18 protein-coding genes and 3 tRNA genes are annotated in these 19,224 nt (G+C 59.3%); 11 read left to right on the top strand and 10 right to left on the bottom strand.

The genetic code is table 11. The features are described from left to right. The first annotated feature begins 480 nt into the window (after positions 1-480). From dnaN to gyrB, 4 genes are all read left to right on the top strand, one after another. Entirely contained in the window at positions 481-1,662 is a 1,182-nt protein-coding gene (gene dnaN / locus HMPREF2781_RS07630; RefSeq protein WP_070645132.1) for a DNA polymerase III subunit beta, read from the top strand. Positions 1,663-1,667: 5 nt separating this feature from the next. After that, complete coding sequence (gene recF, locus HMPREF2781_RS07625) at positions 1,668-2,846, top strand: DNA replication/repair protein RecF (protein WP_070444518.1); 1,179 nt, start codon at positions 1,668-1,670, stop codon at positions 2,844-2,846. Next, positions 2,839-3,381, top strand: coding sequence for a DciA family protein (locus tag HMPREF2781_RS07620; protein WP_070645129.1), 543 nt, complete (start codon positions 2,839-2,841; stop codon positions 3,379-3,381). The genes recF and HMPREF2781_RS07620 overlap by 8 nt, the downstream gene beginning before the upstream one ends. Before the next feature lie 130 nt (positions 3,382-3,511). After that, on the top strand, positions 3,512-5,560 hold the full coding sequence (gene gyrB / locus HMPREF2781_RS07615) for a DNA topoisomerase (ATP-hydrolyzing) subunit B (protein WP_070512880.1): 2,049 nt from the start codon (positions 3,512-3,514) through the stop codon (positions 5,558-5,560). 74 nt (positions 5,561-5,634) lie between these two features. Here gyrB and HMPREF2781_RS07610 read toward each other — a convergent pair whose 3' ends face one another. From HMPREF2781_RS07610 to HMPREF2781_RS07595, 4 genes are read right to left on the bottom strand one after another with little or no spacing between them, the layout of a single operon-like run. After that, complete coding sequence (locus tag HMPREF2781_RS07610; RefSeq protein ID WP_070444512.1) at positions 5,635-6,081, bottom strand: DUF6918 family protein; 447 nt, start codon at positions 6,079-6,081, stop codon at positions 5,635-5,637. A gap of 10 nt (positions 6,082-6,091) precedes the next feature. Continuing rightward, a complete protein-coding gene (locus tag HMPREF2781_RS07605; protein WP_070444510.1) occupies positions 6,092-6,538 on the bottom strand; it encodes a hypothetical protein in 447 nt (148 codons plus the stop codon). Positions 6,539-6,587: 49 nt separating this feature from the next. Further along, positions 6,588-6,848: a cell filamentation protein Fic gene (locus HMPREF2781_RS07600; protein ID WP_070444508.1), complete on the bottom strand. Its 261-nt coding sequence runs from the start codon at positions 6,846-6,848 to the stop codon at positions 6,588-6,590. Next, entirely contained in the window at positions 6,845-7,066 is a 222-nt protein-coding gene (locus HMPREF2781_RS07595; protein ID WP_070645234.1) for a CopG family transcriptional regulator, read from the bottom strand. Before HMPREF2781_RS07595 ends, HMPREF2781_RS07600 begins: the two co-directional genes overlap by 4 nt. 79 nt (positions 7,067-7,145) lie before the next feature. Between HMPREF2781_RS07595 and gyrA the strand changes: the two genes are divergently transcribed. The 6 genes from gyrA (at position 7,146) to HMPREF2781_RS12240 (ending at position 12,607) form a co-directional block, all read left to right on the top strand. Further along, positions 7,146-9,734 (top strand): DNA gyrase subunit A, encoded by a 2,589-nt coding sequence (gene gyrA / locus HMPREF2781_RS07590; RefSeq protein ID WP_070645125.1) that lies wholly within the window; start codon positions 7,146-7,148, stop codon positions 9,732-9,734. Between the two features lie 3 nt (positions 9,735-9,737). Beyond that, positions 9,738-10,085 (top strand): DUF3566 domain-containing protein, encoded by a 348-nt coding sequence (locus tag HMPREF2781_RS07585; RefSeq protein WP_070444502.1) that lies wholly within the window; start codon positions 9,738-9,740, stop codon positions 10,083-10,085. Between the two features lie 87 nt (positions 10,086-10,172). Then, positions 10,173-10,249: transfer RNA gene (locus HMPREF2781_RS07580), tRNA-Ile, on the top strand. 9 nt (positions 10,250-10,258) lie between these two features. Further along, positions 10,259-10,331, top strand: a tRNA-Ala gene (locus tag HMPREF2781_RS07575). Positions 10,332-10,706: 375 nt separating this feature from the next. After that, on the top strand, positions 10,707-11,720 hold the full coding sequence (locus HMPREF2781_RS07570) for a DNA cytosine methyltransferase (RefSeq protein ID WP_118790703.1): 1,014 nt from the start codon (positions 10,707-10,709) through the stop codon (positions 11,718-11,720). A gap of 2 nt (positions 11,721-11,722) precedes the next feature. Then, complete coding sequence (locus tag HMPREF2781_RS12240; protein WP_083276418.1) at positions 11,723-12,607, top strand: NgoMIV family type II restriction endonuclease; 885 nt, start codon at positions 11,723-11,725, stop codon at positions 12,605-12,607. An 86-nt stretch (positions 12,608-12,693) separates the two neighbouring features. Here HMPREF2781_RS12240 and HMPREF2781_RS07560 read toward each other — a convergent pair whose 3' ends face one another. Next, a complete protein-coding gene (locus HMPREF2781_RS07560) occupies positions 12,694-13,554 on the bottom strand; it encodes a polysaccharide deacetylase family protein (RefSeq protein ID WP_070645122.1) in 861 nt (286 codons plus the stop codon). A 169-nt stretch (positions 13,555-13,723) separates the two neighbouring features. Between HMPREF2781_RS07560 and HMPREF2781_RS07555 the strand changes: the two genes are divergently transcribed. Continuing rightward, a tRNA-Ala gene (locus tag HMPREF2781_RS07555) sits at positions 13,724-13,796 on the top strand. A 47-nt stretch (positions 13,797-13,843) separates the two neighbouring features. Here the strand turns inward: HMPREF2781_RS07555 and HMPREF2781_RS07550 are convergent. The 5 genes from HMPREF2781_RS07550 to HMPREF2781_RS07530 all read right to left on the bottom strand — a co-directional run bounded on the left by HMPREF2781_RS07550 (position 13,844) and on the right by HMPREF2781_RS07530 (position 19,058). Then, entirely contained in the window at positions 13,844-14,335 is a 492-nt protein-coding gene (locus tag HMPREF2781_RS07550) for a GNAT family N-acetyltransferase (protein ID WP_070645119.1), read from the bottom strand. A gap of 23 nt (positions 14,336-14,358) precedes the next feature. After that, positions 14,359-16,170: an ABC transporter ATP-binding protein gene (locus HMPREF2781_RS07545; RefSeq protein ID WP_070645116.1), complete on the bottom strand. Its 1,812-nt coding sequence runs from the start codon at positions 16,168-16,170 to the stop codon at positions 14,359-14,361. Next, on the bottom strand, positions 16,167-17,741 hold the full coding sequence (locus HMPREF2781_RS07540) for an ABC transporter transmembrane domain-containing protein (protein WP_070645113.1): 1,575 nt from the start codon (positions 17,739-17,741) through the stop codon (positions 16,167-16,169). The genes HMPREF2781_RS07545 and HMPREF2781_RS07540 overlap by 4 nt, the downstream gene beginning before the upstream one ends. A 71-nt stretch (positions 17,742-17,812) precedes the next feature. Further along, the gene (locus tag HMPREF2781_RS07535; protein ID WP_070444488.1) at positions 17,813-18,016 is read right to left on the bottom strand and encodes a hypothetical protein; all 204 of its coding nucleotides are present in this window, start codon (positions 18,014-18,016) and stop codon (positions 17,813-17,815) included. A 166-nt stretch (positions 18,017-18,182) separates the two neighbouring features. After that, positions 18,183-19,058 carry a hypothetical protein gene (locus HMPREF2781_RS07530; RefSeq protein WP_070645111.1) on the bottom strand — a complete coding sequence of 292 codons (876 nt, stop codon included), beginning with the start codon at positions 19,056-19,058 and terminating at the stop codon, positions 18,183-18,185. Positions 19,059-19,224: the final 166 nt, after the last annotated feature.

Below are 19,224 nucleotides of genomic sequence, written 5' to 3'. Positions count from 1 at the left end.
CCACACCGTTATTCACAGCTGTGTAATTCCATTGTTGTAATTTGTAGATCCTTGTCACATTTTCTTCTTCCACAGCAGATCAGAGGGCACATCGCCCTTGTGGTTAACCCTGTGATCAGCAGGGATAGATCTGGGGATGGATTGTGGATAACTTTGACCCCGACCCAGTTACTCACATTTCTTGTCATTTGATCACAGTGATCCCACACCCTGACTCACAGATCGATTCGCGGCTCAGAGCTTGGCTTTTGCTAGGTTGTCCACAGATCCCACAGCGCTTATTACTACTCCTATTTTGTTTTCTCCCTAACTAAGAAGAAAAAGGATGTGTGTGATTCGTTGGCGCCCGGCCTGACCGCACGCCCTCATCGAGAAGCACAGACGGTAAATGACAAAATCCTGTGCTTCGGCGCCGATCCTGTAAGTTGGAGTGAGCTTGCAAGAATCTTCCATCCGCAACTAGAGGAGCGTCTCACCACCATGGAGCAGTCCGTGTCATTTCGCGTTGCCAAAGATGACCTCGCCAACGCCGTAGCGTGGGTCGCGCGCAGCCTTCCCTCAAAGGTCACCCAGCCGGTACTGCGCGCCATGCTGATCACCGCGGATGACAATGGTTTGGAATTCACCGGCTTCGACTACGAAGTCTCCACCCGTGTGCGTATCGCCGGCATGGTGGATGAGCCGGGACGCATCGCCGTGGCCGGTAAGTTGCTTTCTGACATCGTTGCTTCCTTGCCCAACAAGGAAATCGAGATGACCCAGGAAGACAACAAAGTTCTGTTGACCTGTGGTTCCTCCCGTTTCGAGCTGCCGCTCATTCCGCTGGATGATTACCCTCAGCTCCCTGTTTTGCCGGAGGTCACCGGCACCATTAACCCGCAGCTCTTCGTGGAGGCCATCAGCCAGGTCGTTGCGGCTGCCGGCAAGGATGACACCCTGCCGATGCTCACTGGTGTGCACATCGACATCAATGGTTCCCACGTGGAAATGACGGCTACGGACCGTTTCCGCCTGGCCATGCGCACCTTCGAGTGGGAGCCGGTATCTCCTGGTGTCCAGGCCAAGCTCCTCGTCCCGGCCAAGACGCTGCAGGAGACTGGCCGCTCCTTGGACACGCACCTCAACATCCCGGTAGAAATTGCCGTGGGCACTGGTGACAACATCGCTGCGGAAGGCCTTTTTGGCCTGCATGCGGATAACCGCGAGACCACGACCCGCATGTTGGACGCGGATTTCCCCAACGTGGCACCGCTGCTGCCCAAGACCCACAGCGCCATGGCCAGCATTGAGGTTGCTCCGCTCCAGGAAGCGATTCGCCGCGTCTCGCTGTTGACGGATCGCAACGCTCAGATCCGCATGGAGTTCAGCGAAGGTGAGGTGACCTTGGCGGCCGGTGCGGACTCTGGTCGCGCAAGCGAGACCTTGCCGTGCGCCTTCAACGGCCGTGAGGATTTTGTTATTGCCTTCAACCCGTCCTACCTCAAGGATGGTTTGGCTGTGGTTCACACGGACCGCGTGGTCTTTGGCTTCACCGAACCTTCGCGCCCGGCAATCATGATTCCGGAACCGGAAGAGCTGCCGGTAGCCAACGAAGACGGCTCTTTCCCGACCCCGGAGACTGATTTCACCTACCTCTTGATGCCAGTGCGCTTGCCAGGCTAGGCCATATGTATATTCGCGATCTCGATGTCAGGGACTTCCGCTCCTGGCCCGAGCTCACCCTCAGGCTGAAACCGGGAATTACCTTGTTTGTCGGCCGCAACGGTTTCGGCAAGACCAATATCGTCGAGGCCATCGGGTATACCGCGCATCTATCCTCACACCGTGTGGCCCACGATGCCCCCCTCGTGCGCCAGGGCGCACACAATGCTCGTATCTCTGCCACGGCGGTGAACCAGGGCAGAGAGCTCACTGCGCACCTACTGATCAAACCCCACGCGGCCAACCAGGCGCAGATCAACCGTACGCGCCTGAAATCCCCGCGTGAGCTACTAGGCGTGGTGAAAACCGTGTTGTTTTCCCCCGAGGATTTATCGCTCGTACGCGGCGAACCGGCAGCGCGCCGCCAGTATCTGGATGACATCATTGCCTCGCGCACGCCGCGTTTGGCTGGTGTGAAGGCCGATTATGACAAGGTGCTCAAGCAGCGGAATGCGTTGTTGAAGTCGGCGTCGCCAAGCTTGCGCCGCGGCTACAGCGACAGTGATGGTGCCTCGGCGCTGGCGACTCTCGACGTGTGGGATACACAGCTGTCTTCCCTCGGCGCGCAGGTGATTCAGGCACGCCTTGCGCTTGTCGACGAACTCCGCGAGCTCATCCCCGCCGCCTATGCCGGGCTTGCCCCGGAATCGCGGCCGGCGAATATTGAGTACAAGTCCACGGTGGATATTTCTGATCCTGAGGTCATCGAGGCCATGATGCTCACCGAACTCGCTAGCAAGCGCCAGCGCGAGATCGAACGCGGTATCTCGCTTGTTGGCCCGCACCGCGATGACCTGCTGCTTAATCTAGGAGCGAGCCCTGCCAAGGGCTTTGCCAGCCACGGCGAGACCTGGTCCTATGCCATCTCCCTGCGGTTGGCGGAGTTCAACTTGTTGCGCCAGGACGGCACTGATCCGATCCTCATCCTCGATGATGTCTTCGCTGAGCTGGACGCCAAACGCCGCGAAAAGCTCGTTCACCTCGCGGCAGGTGCGGAACAGGTGCTCATCACCGCAGCTGTGGATGAGGATCTGCCCGGCAACTTGCAGCCCATCGAACGTTTTACGGTCACGGTCTGCGATACCGATGAGGGCCGAATCTCCGAGATCGCTCCGTATACGGCGGGCGGTGACGAGGATGACTGAACAAGACTTTGATCCGGTTAAGGCGCTTTTTGAGCGCACGCGGAACAATTCCCAAAATCCGCCGAAGCTCAATAAGCCGGCGCCCAAAATGAACTTAGCCCAGACATCTTCAGAGAAGCAGCCAAAGCCCTATCAGCGTGGTCGGCCGAGCGGTCCCGATGGCCGTCGCAGGCGACGGAGCCTCGAGATCCCTAGCCTCGGCGCGCAGATCCAACGAGAGATTGGCAAGCGCGGCTGGGAACACGAATTGGCCCATGGCTGGGTCATGGGCAATTGGGAAAACCTCGTCGGCGAGCGCATTGCTGCGCATACGCAACCGCTCAACATCAAAGAGCAGGTTGTCTACGTGGCGTGTGATTCCTCCAGCTGGGCTACCGAGTTGCGCTACCTGCAGCGCCCCATCTTGCAAAAAATTGCGGATCGCCTGGGCCCAGACGTGGTGGTTAAGCTGCACATTCAGGGTCCTAAGCAGCACCGGAATTACGAGGGCCGCCAATGGGTCAAGCCGCAAGGTTCGCAAGATACCTACGGCTGATTTTCGGCGACCGCGAAATTCACGCAAATTTGGGGCTCTCACGGGCGTGCAGTGCCCTTGCGTGGGGGGACACAGTGTAGAATGGCTAGAGTCTTAGATTTAGCTCTAGCCAAAAGGAGAACACGAATCCGTGGCTGAACAACACGCATATGATGCGGGGTCAATCACAATTCTGGAGGGCCTCGAGGCCGTCCGTAAGCGCCCCGGTATGTACATCGGCTCCACCGGTGCCCGTGGCCTGCACCACCTGATTTGGGAGATCGTTGACAACTCCGTCGATGAGGCGATGGCAGGTTATGCCGACAAGGTCATCGTCACCCTCCGTGAGGATGGCGGCATCGAGGTCATCGATAACGGCCGTGGTATCCCGGTGGAGATGCACGCCTCTGGTGTTCCCACCGTCCAGGTGGTCATGACCCAGCTGCATGCCGGCGGTAAGTTCGACTCTGAATCTTATGCCGTGTCCGGTGGTCTGCACGGCGTGGGTATCTCCGTGGTCAACGCTTTGTCCACCCGTGTGGAGGCGGACATCAAGCGCGATGGCAAGCACTGGTACCAGAACTTCAACAATGCCATCCCCGATGAGCTTGTCGAAGGCGATAATGCTCGCGGCACCGGAACCACCATTCGCTTCTGGCCGGACCCGGAAATTTTCGAAACCGTCGAGTTTAACTACGACACCATCGCCCGCCGCCTGCAGGAGATGGCCTTCCTGAACAAGGGCCTGACCATTGTGCTGCGTGACGAGCGCGCTATCTCCAAAGAGCAGGCCGAGCTAGAGGAGATCGCCGAAGCCGGCGACTCCGCCGTGAGCCTGAGCTCCCTCGATGAGAAGGAAAAGTCTGACAAGGACGGCGAGGATAGCGAGGAGAAGACTTCCAAGAAGAACAAGGAAGTTATTTACCACTATCCGAACGGCCTGCAGGACTATGTTGAGCACCTCAACAAGACCAAGACCGCCATTCACCCCACCATCGTTGCCTTCGACGTCAAGGGTGAGGACCACGAGGTCGAAATCGCACTGCAGTGGAACCAGGGCTACAAGGAATCCGTCCACACCTTTGCCAACACCATCAACACCCATGAGGGTGGTACGCACGAGGAAGGCTTCCGCGCTGCGCTGACCTCCCTGATGAACCGCTACGCCAAGGAGCACAAGCTCCTCAAGGAAAAGGATGGCAACCTTTCCGGCGATGACTGCCGTGAAGGCCTTGCTGCCGTTATTTCCGTCAAGGTGGCGGACCCACAGTTCGAGGGTCAGACCAAGACCAAGCTTGGTAACTCGGAAATTCGTGGCTTTGTCCAGCGTTCCGTCAATGAGCACCTCAATGATTGGTTCGACGCCAACCCGGCTGAGGCAAAGGTCATCATCAATAAGGCCGTGTCCTCCGCGCACGCCCGTGTGGCCGCACGCAAGGCTCGTGAGCTCGTGCGCCGTAAGTCTGCCGGTGACCTCGGCGGCCTGCCGGGCAAGCTAGCGGATTGCCGCTCCAAGGACTCGAAGCGCACTGAGCTTTATATCGTGGAGGGTGACTCCGCAGGCGGTTCCGCTAAGGGCGGCCGCGATTCCATGTTCCAGGCCATCCTGCCGCTGCGCGGCAAGATCCTCAACGTGGAAAAAGCCCGCATGGACAAGGTTCTGAAGAACGCTGAGGTCCAGGCCATCATTACCGCCCTAGGCACCGGTATCCACGAAGAGTTCGATATTTCCAAGCTGCGCTACGACAAGATTGTGCTCATGGCCGATGCTGACGTGGACGGCCAGCACATCGCCACGCTTCTGTTGACTCTGCTCTTCCGTTTCATGCCGCAGCTGGTGGAGGATGGCCACGTCTTCCTGGCTAATCCGCCGCTGTACAAGTTGAAGTGGGCGAAGGGCCAGCCGGGCTACGCCTTCTCCGATGCCGAGCGCGACGAGCAGCTCGCCGAGGGCTTGGAGCAGGGCCGAAAGATCAACAAGGATGACGGTATCCAGCGCTACAAGGGTCTGGGTGAGATGAACGCCGCCGAGCTGTGGGAGACCACCCTGGATCCGACCACCCGCGTGCTCCGTCGCGTGGACTTGGAGGATGCACAGCGCGCCGACGAGCTCTTCTCTATCCTCATGGGTGATGACGTTTCTGCTCGCCGATCCTTCATTACCCGCCGAGCGAAGGACGTGCGCTTCCTAGACGTCTAAGCACTAGGTAAAACCCGCAAAGACCAGCACCTCATATGAGGTGCTGGTCTTTTTTCTTCGTCAAGTGCGTGCTCTTAGACAGTGCCCATGTGGCGCTGCAGAACGCGGCCGATGGTCGCAACATTGGGCTCCAAGATGGAGGAGGCTTTGCCGCGCAGGGACTTGTAGGTGCGAGCGATGCCAGGCGCATTAACGTCTTCAGCGGCTTTGTCCGCAGTAGTCATGATGACCTCTGTAACTTCAGCGCTGCGTCCGTCCAGGTAGGTGCCGAAGTCAGACTGCTCAGAGCCTTCGAATTCCTTCCAGTAGGAATCCAGGCTGTTGAGCAGCTCCGGGAGCATCTGGTTGATTCCCTTGGATAAGACCTTAGAATCTGCCTTCTTTGCGGCGGCTAGAGCGCCCTTGAAGGCCATTCCGGAAATGCCGGAAAGCGAAGAGACGGTGTCATCGGCGGCCGTGGCCAAGTCCGCCACCACGGCGTTGCGGGTAGGGGATTGGAGAAGCTGGGTGAGGTTTGTCATACAGGCGAGCTTACTGTGCCGGTGCGCTGGATCCTGCCTTGAGCGCGGCGAGCTGGTCAGCAATCTCCGGGAAACCATTGGTGCGGGCAAGGCGCTCGAGGTCAAAGTCGAGGCCACCTTCGTAGAGGCGGTTGTTCTCGGAAGAACCGGAGGAGCCGGCCATCCCGATTTGGGCGGCAAACTCGTCCACCTGGGCGCGCAGTGCCGGGACATTATCCACTACCAACTTGAGCAGTGCTGCTGCGGCGGCGATGCTACCGCCGATGATGAGCGTCATGTCGATCGGCGTGGAACCGGTCAGGGAGGAGCCTGCTTCGCCCTGCTGGAAGTTGGGGTTCTTGTTGTTTTGCCAGTCATTGTCAGCAGTCTTAGCACCCGCAGCCGGCGTCGCGGCAGTGGCGAGGGTGGTAGCCACGACACCAGCGGCTAGAAACTTCTTCAAAGACTTCGAAGGCATAGGGGATTCCTTTCTACAAGGGAATAGAGACTTCTTTATCATGTTTAACTTACATAACTTCTGCAACAGAAAGATAGACCTCCGTGCAAAATCGCGCGAATTCTTCGTTCCTTCCACTCAGAGCGGGGACCGCGCGCAAGACTGTTTCTAGTGATTCTGCCGCCGCAGAGCGGCTGCCATGAACGGAAATTCCCTCAATGGTGGCCGTGCTCGCAGCCGCCGCGGCGGCCAGGGCGGCAAAGTTTATAACCCGCACCCGATAGGCCTGGCAGAACTCCCGCGCGACGAGGAGCAGCTGTTCTGCGCTCATTGACGCCCTCCCCGAGCTTGGCGGATCTCCGCTTCTAATTCTGAACGTCCAGGCAGCAGCCGGCGCGCGGTGTCCTGCACGGCAGCATCCGAGAGGGTTCGCGCAGCCGCCGCAACTACGGCTCGCACCACCGCTTCATGTTTGGAGGTGCCTTGCGCGGAAGCCAACAAGGTCAGCGCATGGTCTTGGTCCGGGGTCAGGCGCAGCGTCATAGCCATAGAGGACATGGTATCACCGTGATACCACAGCTGTGCCACAAACGGCCTTAGACGGTCCTAGAAGGTAGGATAGGGCATTATGAGCGACAATAACGGTGATCTTTTCGATCGCATCCAACCAATTGACATCAATGAGGAGATGGAGTCGAGCTACATCGACTACGCCATGTCCGTCATTGTCGGCCGCGCCCTGCCAGAGGTGCGTGACGGTCTTAAGCCTGTCCACCGCCGCATCCTCTACGCCATGTATGACTCCGGTTACCGCCCGGACCGTGGCTATGTAAAGTCCGCCCGCCCAGTCTCGGACACGATGGGCCAGTTCCACCCGCACGGTGACTTCGCTATCTACGCCACCCTCGTGCGCCTAGCCCAGCCGTGGAACATGCGCTACCCGCTGGTCGACGGCCAGGGTAACTTCGGCTCCCGCGGTAATGACGGCCCGGCAGCTATGCGTTATACCGAGTGCCGTATGACGCCGCTGGCGATGGAGATGGTGCGTGATATCCGCGAAAACACCGTTGACTTTGCGCCGAACTACGACGGCAAGACGCAGGAGCCGACTATCCTGCCCTCCCGCGTTCCGAACCTGTTGATGAACGGCTCCGGCGGTATCGCCGTCGGTATGGCCACCAATATCCCGCCGCACAACCTTAACGAGTTGGCGGAGGCTATTTACTGGTTGCTTGATAACCCGAATGCTTCTGAGGAAGAAGCCTTGGCTGCCTGCATGGAGCGCGTCAAGGGTCCGGATTTCCCGACTGCGGGCCTCATCGTGGGCGATCAGGGCATCAAGGATGCCTACACCACCGGCCGCGGCTCCATCCGCATGCGCGGCGTCACCTCCATCGAGGAGGTGGGCAACCGCCAGACCATCGTTATCACTGAGCTGCCCTACCAGGTCAACCCGGATAACATGATCTCCAACATCGCGGAGTCCGTGGTCAACGGCAAGATCGCGGGAATCGCCAAGATCGAGGACGAGTCCTCCGACCGCGTAGGTATGCGCATCGTGGTCACCCTCAAGCGTGATGCTGTGGCCCGCGTTGTCCTCAACAACCTGTACAAGCACTCCCAGCTGCAGACCTCCTTCGGCGCCAACATGCTCTCCATCGTCGATGGCGTGCCGCGCACCCTGCGTCTGGATCAGATGCTGAACTACTACGTGGCCCACCAGATTGAGGTCATCGTCCGCCGTACCCAGTTCCGCCTTGATGAGGCTGAGAAGCGCGCCCACATTCTGCGCGGTCTGGTCAAGGCGCTCGACATGCTCGATGAGGTCATCGCGCTCATCCGTCGTTCCCCGACGGTGGAGGAGGCCCGCGAAGGCCTGATGCAGCTTCTCGGCGTCGACGAGATCCAGGCCGATGCCATCCTGGCCATGCGTCTGCGTCGCCTGGCCGCTCTGGAGCGTCAGAAGATTATTGATGAGTTGGCGGAGATCGAGGAGATCATCGCGGACCTCAAGGACATCCTGGCCCGCGAGGAGCGCCAGCGTCAGATCGTCCACGATGAGCTGGAGGAGATCGTCGAAAAGTACGGTGATGAGCGCCGCACCCAGATCGTTGCCGCTTCCGGCGACGTTAGCGATGAGGACCTCATCGCCCGCGAGAACGTCGTTGTCACCATCACCGCTACCGGTTATGCCAAGCGCACCAAGGTGGATGCCTACAAGGCACAGAAGCGCGGTGGCAAGGGCGTGCGCGGCGCGGAACTAAAGCAGGACGATATTGTCAAGAACTTCTTCGTCTGCTCCACGCACGACTGGATCCTGTTCTTCACCAACTTCGGTCGCGTCTACCGCCTCAAGGCCTACGAGCTTCCGGAGGCTGGCCGCACCGCCCGCGGCCAGCACGTGGCCAACCTGCTGGAGTTCCAGCCGGAGGAGAAGATCGCCCAGGTCATCCAGATTCAGTCCTACGAGGACGCTCCTTACCTCGTCCTTGCTACCCAGCAGGGCCGCGTAAAGAAGTCCCGCCTCACCGACTACGAATCTGCACGTTCCGCTGGTCTCATCGCTATCAACCTCAACGAGGGCGATGCGCTGATCGGCGCCCAGCTGGTCAACGAGGGCGATGACATCCTGCTCACCTCTGAACAGGGTCAGGCCATCCGTTTCACCGCGGACGATGACCAGCTGCGTCCGATGGGCCGCGCTACTGCCGGCGTGAAGGGCATGCGTTTCCGCGGCGATGATCAGCTGCTGTCCATGTCTGTGGTCAGCGACGGTCAGTTCCTCTTGGTGGCCACCTCTGGCGGCTACGGCAAGCGCACCGCGATTGAGGAGTACACCCCGCAGGGCCGCGGTGGCCTCGGCGTGATGACCTTCAAGTACACCCCGAAGCGCGGCAAGCTCATTGCGGCCATCTCCGTCGACGAAGACGACGAGATCTTCGCCATTACCTCTGCCGGTGGCGTTGTCCGCACCGAGGTCAACCAGATCCGTCCGAGCTCCCGCGCCACTATGGGCGTTCGCCTGGTTAACCTGGCTGATGACGTCGAGCTGCTGGCCATCGACCGCAACGTTGAGGACGATGGTGAGGAAGACGCCCAGGCAGTAGCCAAGGGTGAGAAGTCCGTGGAAGACGTCAAGCCTGAGCACCTCAAGTCTGGCGAAGACTCCCAGCAGGACGAAGCTGACAGCAAGGATGCCGATAAGGACGAGGAGTAACCCATGATTGGACGAGAGCTTCACCTCGCCCGGATTTCGCCCATGTCGGCGTTCCGCGTTGGCTTGGCCATGTCCCTCGTCGGCCTCGTGGCCTGGCTCATCGCCGTGTGCTTGTTGTACGTCGGCCTTGACCAGGCAGGCATCTGGGATTCCTTCAACAGCCTCGTCGGCGGTGTCGGCGGCGGCTTTGAGGTCTCCTTCGGATTGGTCGTCTCTGCGGCCGCACTGTTTGGTGCCATCATTGCTGTGCTGATGACCATCCTGGCGCCCATTATGGCTGTGATCTACAACGCCATCGTGGACGTCTTCGGTGGATTCAAGATTCGACTGCAAGACGAACCGATTAACTAGAGAATATCACCGCGAAAAACTACATATGACCTGGCGATTTGTAATAGATCGCCGGTCCTATGTAGAGTTACTACTCGTTCCGGTCAAGGGCCTATAGCTCAGTCGGTTAGAGCGCATCGCTGATAACGATGAGGTCGCTGGTTCGATTCCAGCTAGGCCCACCACGGAACAATGGGGCATTAGCTCAATTGGTAGAGCATCTGCTTTGCAAGCAGAAGGTCAGGAGTTCGATTCTCCTATGCTCCACAGCATAAGTGGAAGGCGCTCGGCGGAAACGCTGGGTGCCTCTTGCGTTGGCTCCTTGACCCTAGGGGGGTTAGGTCGGGTTAACCGCTTAAGGGACATTTCGTGTGGCTCGATGGGCTCCGGGATAAGCAGGCTTCGCCACCATATGCCGGAGACTCTCTCGAGCAGCCGGCTGGGTGAGCAAGGGGAAGAAAAGAACCCTAGAGCCGTTTATATGAATCGAGGGCTGCTGACCTTTGCTTCGCGAGTTTGGCATGAGCAGCGAGCTACCAATTGCTCCAGCACCCATCTTAATTCAAACATGCGTTCGACCTCCTTGCCTTATTCGTGTCATTGCTCTCTTGAAGGTCCGGTGGGCTATGTACAATCAGCGGCGTGCATAACTCGTTAACTTCTGTTGAAATCTGCGCTGGCGCCGGCGGTCAAGCTTTGGGTCTCGAAAACGCTGGTTTTGAGCATTTGGTTGCAGTAGAGATCGACGAGTTTGCCGTTCAAACCCTTCGCGTTAACCGACCGCATTGGAATGTTGTTGAAGCAGATGTCCTCGAATTCGATCCTGAGCCTTATGTAGGAGCGGATCTCTTTGCTGGTGGTGTCCCATGCCCACCCTTCTCTATCGCAGGACAGCAACTTGGTGAAGACGATGAACGTGACCTCTTTCCCCGCGCTTTGGAAATGATCAAGCAGATAGATCCACGCGCTGTAATGCTGGAAAACGTTAAGGGCCTAGGGCAAAAGCGGTTTGAAGAATATCGTGCTCGCATCATCACTCGTCTGGAGCAAATGGGGTACAGCGTCTTTTGGAAGCTGCTTCAAGCTGCTGACTATGGAGTTCCCCAGCTTCGGCCGCGGTTTATTCTGGTCGCAGTCAAAGAAGAATACGCTCCCTACTTCTTCTGGCCGCCAGCGAACTGGCAATGGAAGACCGTGGGCGAAGCTTTAGAAATACTTATGGGACAAAATGGTTGGACAGGTGCCGCAGAGTGGGCTAAAAAGGCGAACAAGGTAGCGCCAACTCTGGTTGGAGGGTCCAAGAAGCACGGCGGCCCCGATGTTGGACCCACAAGAGCCAAAGCTGCTTGGAAAGAACTCGGAGTAAAAGGAACTTCAATTGCCGAGACTGCTCCTGAAGAAGATTTCCCAACTAACCTCGACAAGGACTTACCACGTCTCACTGTTCAGATGGGCGGCGTGATTCAGGGATTCCCTCAAAACTGGATTTGGCAGGGGAAGAAGACCGCGCAATGGCGGCAGGTCGGTAATGCTTTCCCACCCCCTGTGGCTGAGGCCGTCGGCTCGCGGATCGCTGCGGCATTAAATAAAGAACCACTACCTGATGGTGTTTACGCTGCTGAACCAACTCGCGTACCAGATTCACTAAGGTTCTAACTATGACTCAACCAGCCTTAATTACAGCTACACGTAAACAGTTTCACCAGCAATTAATTGATTCGGGTGTGTTGGCTCTCACTGACACGCCAAGTGGAGAAAGGATCGCTTCCAATGCTGATAGAGGTCAGCGCGCCAGTAAAGTACTTTCGGCACACATTGCGCGTCAGCTCAATGTTCCTTTAGTTCAAGGTAAGGGCGCCGGACAATCGACGGGGGCAAATTTTGAAAAAGCTGTGCAAACGTTCCTAGCAGCGACATTTCCTTATATGCAAACAGTTCGTCCCGGGGATTGGATGGTTCAAAATTTAGGTAACTCTAGACGTCAAGACCATCTTGCCCGTTATGAGCCGTATCGTCACTTGGCTGAACTTGCCGAAGCCGTAAAGCAGCATCCGGAACTTGGCGCTGCGCTCGGAAATAGCTACGTCATATCTCCTGATGTTGTAGTTATCCGCAGTGCAGCCTCCGATAATGTTATTAACGCAGACTTGCCGATTGTTGATAAAGAACAAGCACTGCTGTCCCCTTTCCGTGCTTCCAACGGTGAAACACCCGGATTCATACATGCCGTGGTCTCTTGCAAGTTCACTATGCGCTCAGACCGCTCCCAGAACACCCGCTCTGAAGCTTTAAACCTAATACGCAATCGCAAAGGCCGAGCACCCCACATTGTTGCTGTGACTGCTGAACCAACAATGAGCCGTATTGCGTCCTTGGCGCTCGGCACAGGTGATGTAGACATGGTCTACCACGTAATGCTGCCTGAACTTCAACAAGCAGTCTCAGAGGTAGGTTCAGACGATGCTAAGGAACTCATGCGCACCTTGTTAGAAGGTAATCGACTGAGAGACATCGCGGATCTACCTTTAGACTTAGCTGTTTAAAGCTACCAAATCTTACCTAGCAGCTAAGGGGCAAGTGAACCGCATACTGCTGACGGCTTGAGTTACCTAATTGGCTGTTTCGTGCACTATCGCCTGAAGTACTGCCTTCCCGCCTGGGGATTGGGGATGAGGCGGTCGAGGCTTACAGGCTCGAGGCCCTTCGCACGTAGCCCGTCGATGACGCAGTCTGCGGCTCCTACGGTCGTGGCGTGGATGTCGTGCATGAGGACGATGGAGCCGGCCTGTGCGCCGTTGACTGCGGCCTCGCAGACGTGCTCAGAATTGCGGTCCTTCCAATCCACGGTGTCGACGGACCACAGGGCCTGTGCCTGGCCATTAGCCTTCGCAGCGGCCTCCACGGTGCCGTTGGTGGCACCGTACGGGGGACGCATCCAGCGAGGGTTCTCACCCGTCGCTGCCTTGATGGCGGCGGCACCGGCCTTGATTTCGCCGTCCACGTCGCTGGGGGAGAGCTTGTTGAGCTCACGGTGGGTTGCGGTGTGGTTTCCCACGGTGTGGCCCTCAGCCTTCATGCGGCGTAGCAGCTCCGGGTGCGTGGAGGCGCTGGGGGCTAAAACCATGAAGCTGGCGTGGGCGTCCTTGGCCTTCAGGGTATCGAGGAGCTGAGCAGTCAATTCACCAGGCCCATCGTCATAGGTGATGGCCACGCAGTTGGAACAGGTGGAATCAGCAACCGACTGCGACTGCTGTTTGCCGGTCGGCGCGGGCTTCCCAGCCGGCCGCGAGGAGCCTGCAAAGACTGGGCTGCTCTGAAGCTCCTTGGGAAGAGCATCGTAGGCGTCCTGTTCTAGTCGTTGAATGTCCTTCTGGACGTCGGGGAGTTGGGGGAGTGCGGGAAACTCCGCTGCCGCAGTAGCGGTGCCAGGCAGGGCCGTGGCTGCCGCAAGGGCGATGAGGGAGCGAACAAGAACACTTTTTCGGCGCATGACAACCTTCCACAGACTTTTTCAGACCCCTTATTGTCTGCCCGGTGAAGGTGGATTATCCCTAGTGACACGCAACTAGAGTGAAAGAAATTAACTCCTGAGGTTTTGCTAGACCCGTCCAGGGGTGATTTCGCTGCTTCTACTGGGAGGAGTACGCTCTACAGGTATTGGGGCATTAGCTCAGTTGGTAGAGCGTTGCGTTCGCAATGCAAAGGTCAGGGGTTCGATTCCCCTATGCTCCACAGGGCGCTCACATGGTGAGCGCCCTTTAGCTTTGCCGGGGGTTGACTTATTCGGCGGCCTTGAAGCGCTTGACCAGGATGATGTGGCCATCGCTTTCGCCCACCGGCTCGAAGCCAAGGTGCAGGTAGAGACGGTGGGCGCGTTCATTATCTTTAGCCACCGACAGTGAGATACCCGGGGCGCCCATCTCGCGGGCGAGTTCGGTGGCGGCGTCGATAAGCAGGGTGCCTACTCCCTGGCTGCGGAAGCGAGGTTCCACGGCTAGGGCGAGCTCCGGGATGCCTTCAATAACGTGGCCAAAACCATGGCGTTGCGCCGTTCCCCAGTTCAGCCACACGCCACCGGCAGGGACGTGGCCCTCCCAGGCGATGAAACCTCCACGGGAAGGCTCCCAACTGCCGAGGTAGTAGTCAAAGCCTTCCTCGAAGCCCGCAGGAAGCTCCTTGTGCTCATCGCCAAAGGTATCGGCGAGAAAGTTAATACGGGCCAGGTAGGTACGGTCAGCTTCAGTGAGGGAAAGAAGATGCATAGTTTCCATGGTAGGACGCGGCGCCGAACTACCTACTTCCCATGCTCCCACTGGGCATAGGCCGAGGCATAGCGCCCGCCCAGATCGATGAGCTCGGTGTGGGTGCCATCCTCGACGATCTGACCCTGTTCCATGACGATGATGCGGTCGGCCTCGCGGGCTTGGTCCAGGCGGTGGGCAACGACGAGCGCAGTGCGGCTCTTCGTGACTGCTCTAGCGGCGTCTTCGAGCACTTCTGCGTGCTCGGAACCGGCCTCGGAAGTCGCCTCATCCATGATGAGCACCGGCGGCTGGCGCAGAATCATGCGAGCCAGAGAAAGCTGCTGCTCGGCCTCCGCACCGATCTCCTCGTTGCCGGCGCCAATCTTCGTATCCAGGCCCTGAGGCAGCCACCGCGAATGTTCATCCAAGCCCACGGTGTTAAGCGCCTGCCATAGCTCCTCATCGCTGGCGTCAGGTTTGGCCAGCAACAGATCCTCGCGCAAGGTGCCGGAGAAGAGATGGACCTCTTGGGTAATGAGCGCGACGTGCTCTGTAATCCACGTGTTCGGCACGGTGGCGGTATCGATGCCATCGAGGCTGATGCTCCCCGCCGAAGGGTACTGCAGGCCCGCCACGAGGGCGGCGAGCGTGGACTTACCCGCACCGGACGTACCCACCAGGGCAGTGGTGGTGCCGGCGGTGAGGGTGAGGGAGACGTCGTCAAGCACGGGCGCCCCACCGGGATAGGAATAGGAAAGGTGATCAATGGTGATGGCCGGCGCGGAGGTGAGCCGGGGCGTGTCCTTGAGGTCTGGAGCGCCAGCGTTGTTCGCCAGGGTCGCCAGCGCCACCGCGCGGCCGAGAGACGTCACGGAATGCTGGATCTCGCCGGCGAAGAAGAGGATGTTGAAGACGTGGATCTCCAGCCGCATCACCAGCAGCACCGCGGCGGTGGCCTCACCGGGGGTCAACCATTCCCACATCACCATGGGCACGGACATGAGGACCGATCCCAAGAGCAACACCGCAAAGGCCAGGGCGCCTTGGCCCAGGATGCGGTTGATCAGCGGAACCTTATCACCCCAGGCCTGCACCGTGTCCCAGGAATAGCGCTCCATGCGTGCATGGGCCCAGTCCTTCAGGGAGAACTGGCGGAGGGTCTCCAATGCACGGATGGTGTCCAGCAGGACGTTGTTGCGGTAGGCCTCCACCGAGGACACCTCGTTGGCTACGGCGGGGATATCGCGCATGGTGCCGCGGATGAAGGGATAGAGCAGACAACTCACCGCGATGAAGAGGAGCGCATAGGCGGGGTGGATGAAGACCATCATGAGCGCGGTCAGCGGCAGCATGAAGAGTGTGAGTACGAGGCGATCACCCATCATGGAGATCGTCATAACCACGGTGTCGATGTCCTTGGACAGGCGCGTAATGATGTTGCCGGTGCCCAATTCCATGACGGCCGGCACGGGAGCACCGAGGGTGGAATCCAGCGCTGACGTGCGCAGATCCACCGAGAGCCGGCGGGTAGTGGAGGTAACCAGGTAGCGGCCCACGGTGCGGCCAGTGACCTCCACGAGGTAGCCCACGGCGATAATAACCAGCGCGCCCACCATGGCTGCGCGGCCCGTACCCAGGACGGGGACCTCCACGCCCTGGATGATATCGACGACGCGCCCGAGCACCTGGGAGACCAGGTTCATCATGATGACTGTGATGCTAAAAAGCACAAAGAAGAGGGCGATGCCCAGCCTGCTCGGGGCACTGGGCAGGGTCTTCAGAAAACGGAGGCACTCCCTCGGTGAGGCGGGAGCTAGGGCATCTGCGCGGTTGTCATTGGTGGTCTTGTGAGCAGGGCTCATAGTTCCACCACCTCATCGGCGTTGGCTGCCCACGTGGAGGCGGATGTAATGATCACGGTGATCTTGCCAGCGCGCAGCTCACGCACGCGCTTGGCCACGTCCGCCAGGGTCAACGAATCCAGCCCCGTCGTGGGGTTGTCCAGCAGGAGAACTTCTGGGTCCACAGCGAGCGCGCGGGCCAGCGCGACGCGCTGACGCTGGCCACCGGAGAGGTTGAGGCCGGCCTCACCAATGGGCGCGGTGGGCAGCTCGCCGTTGGGCCCAAGCCCACCGAGGCGGATAACAATATCCTCGCAGGCGGAGGCGTGGAGGGCGGCGTGAAGCTGTGTGGTGTTGACAGTGCGCAGCGGATCAACGTTGTCCTGCAGGGTGCCCTCCAACACGGAGATGCGGTGCGGTGGGCACAAGGCACCCTGCTCATGGAGGTAGCGCACCCAGGAATCCACAGTGCTGCGCCCCTCGTTGGTGATGGGCATCCACACGTGCAAGCCTGGGGAGAGGTCGATGGGCGTGCCGACGGCCTCGGTGGTGTTGGAAGAAAGCTGGCCGAGCAGTACGCCAACGCGCTCCACGGAGGCCCGAGCCCGCGCCCAGTTTTCAGTGAGCAGGCCCAGAGAGACACCTAATGCTGTGAGCGCGGGCGGGACGAGCATGGTAATCGCCATCATCCCGCCGGGGGCGATGCGTCCCTCGAAGGTTTTCCAGGAGGTCCAGGCAAGAATGCCCACAGCAAAGGACGCGGGAACCATCTGGCGCAGCCAGGCCATGAGGGCGGAAAGCTTGGCCTCGCGGAGCATGGCACCCAAGGAGTCCTGGGCGGCGTCGGAAAAGCGTTGGCGGGAAATCTCCTTGGCGCCGAGGCCCTTAATCACGCGTGAACCTTGCGCAAAGTCCGTGGCGAGTGACAACGCGGTGTTCTCCAGCTGGCGGCGGCGCGCGGCAATCTTAGTCAGCGGCTTCGTGGTGGCCCAGGAGGCTAGCGCGGTGGCGAGCGCGCCAACCAGCAGTACAGCTGAGACCTGCCAGGAAATCGGGGCGAGGCTGACCACTGCGCCTAAGAGGTAGCCCACCATGACCAGTGGGAAGTTGAGGATCTGCTTGAGCTGGCCAATGTAGTGCGAATCCTCATCCATCGTGTTGAGTAGCCGGCCGGGGCTTATGCCTGCGGTAGAAGCGGCCAGCAGCTTATCCAGCAGGTTCAGTCGCAGCGTATGCGTGGTGCGGGCCTGACTCAGATCAGTAAACGCATCTGCCGTGGCCTCGCAGATATAGGCGATGAAGAGGAGGATCGCCGTGGCCGCAAGCGGCAGGGCTACGGTGCGCCAGGAGGGATCGGAAAAGGCATACTGCGTGGTCTGGCCGATGATGACGGAGACTAACGCCCCCAGCGGGGCGTTGATGAGGGTGGCAACGAAGATGCCGATAACGCCGGTGCGCTGGGCACCAAGCAGCCGCCACGTGGCGGTGCCGGGCCGGGAGAAGTCGGTGGTCTCAGTGAGGGAGACCTCCCCGGAAGGGGGTTCATCGGGGAGGTACCACGACCACGTCCTCATGCGGGGGTAGTGAGTCATAAGAACTCATCCTATAGCGCACAACGCATGAGGGAGTGATTCAGATTACGCTTAATGAATCACTGGGGGGCTTAAGCCAGGTGATAGTTCTCCACGTCATAGCCGTTGAATTCACGGTCGACGCCATAGTCATCGATGGAGCTAAACTGCGTGCCGTTTTCGATGGCAAAACGTAGGTTATCTACGCGGGTGGACGGATCGCCGCTCACGGCACCTGCGGGAAAATAAAAGGTCTCCCCGCTCTTGAGCTTGACTACGAGCGACTCAAAGCTCATGCCTGATCTCCTTGGCTGCTGTTGATAGGGCTTCCCGCGCAAAACAGCGCGCGGGCACCGATCTTTAAAGATCGATGCCGATTATCCTTCAATTCAAGCAGGTCGGGCGCGCGGGGGCAAAGAAGTGAGATCAAGGCAACTAAACGTGCACCCCAAGGATGGGGGTTTAGTTCTCGTCCTCGGTCTGGAGGCGGTGCTTGCCCTCGGACTCGTGATCATCGGTGATGCGGGAGGTGTCGGCATCCTTCTTGTCGGCGTTGCTGACCTCAATTTCGGTCTCGACGGCGTCCTGAATAGCGGTTTCTTCCTCGCGGTGCTTGGCCAGCTGCTCATCCAGCGAGCCCAGCAGCTCTTCGTCGCGCTCGACGACGCCCTCCTCAGCCAAGTCGGAGCCATGCGTGGCATCGTCCTCGGTGGTGGAGGTGTAGACCAAGGTGGAGCCCTGCGGCGCGGACGGGGAGGAGAAGTCCTCAACGCGCGGCGGAACGGCGGATTCCTTCTCCTTCTTCTGGGTGAAGAAGTAGTAGATGCCACCGCCGATGGCAGCAATGGCGGCAATGAGCGCGGAGATCAGCCAGATCTTTGAGCCCTTCTTCTTGTCCTTGCCACCGAGGCGGCGGGCCTTCTTCTGCAACTTAGCGCTTTGCTTCTGCGCCTTCTTCTCAGCCTTGGACGCCTTCTTCTTGGCCTGCTTGCGGGCCTTGGAGGCCTTCTTTTCCGCCTGCTTGCGGGTCTTCTTCCACTGCTTGGAGGCCTTATCCTGGGCCTCTGATGCAGCCTCAGAGAGCTTCTCGGTGGTTTCCTCGCTGCGCTCCTTGAGCTGTTCGAGGGTGCGCTCGAGGCGGGCATGCGCGGCCTTGGTTACGGCGCCCGCTTCGCGGCGGGCCTCCGGGAACCACTCGCCATCTCGCTCTTCCATCCGGGCGGCGGCGGTCTCCAGGACGGAGTAGGCCTCACGGGCCTTCTCGTCGCGGCGTTCCTTGAGGCGCTCCACCAGGGCGGAGGTGGCGCTGATGGCGGTGGACAGGGCGGCGGGGTTCATGGGTTTAGGTGCTCCTTTACGTCAATACTGAAGTGACTTTTCGGCGGGGCACTGTATATGCGCGCCCGCGTTAGCGCTGGGTACTCCCTTTCAGCGTAGTGGTGGCGCGCAGGTCCCGCCACCAGATGCGCCAGGTGGCGAGCTGTCCAAAGAAAATAGACAGCTT

The organism is Corynebacterium sp. HMSC062A03, from assembly GCF_001811145.1.
Taxonomy (GTDB): domain Bacteria; phylum Actinomycetota; class Actinomycetes; order Mycobacteriales; family Mycobacteriaceae; genus Corynebacterium; species Corynebacterium aurimucosum.
This window is presented reverse-complemented; position numbering and strand designations above follow the sequence as displayed.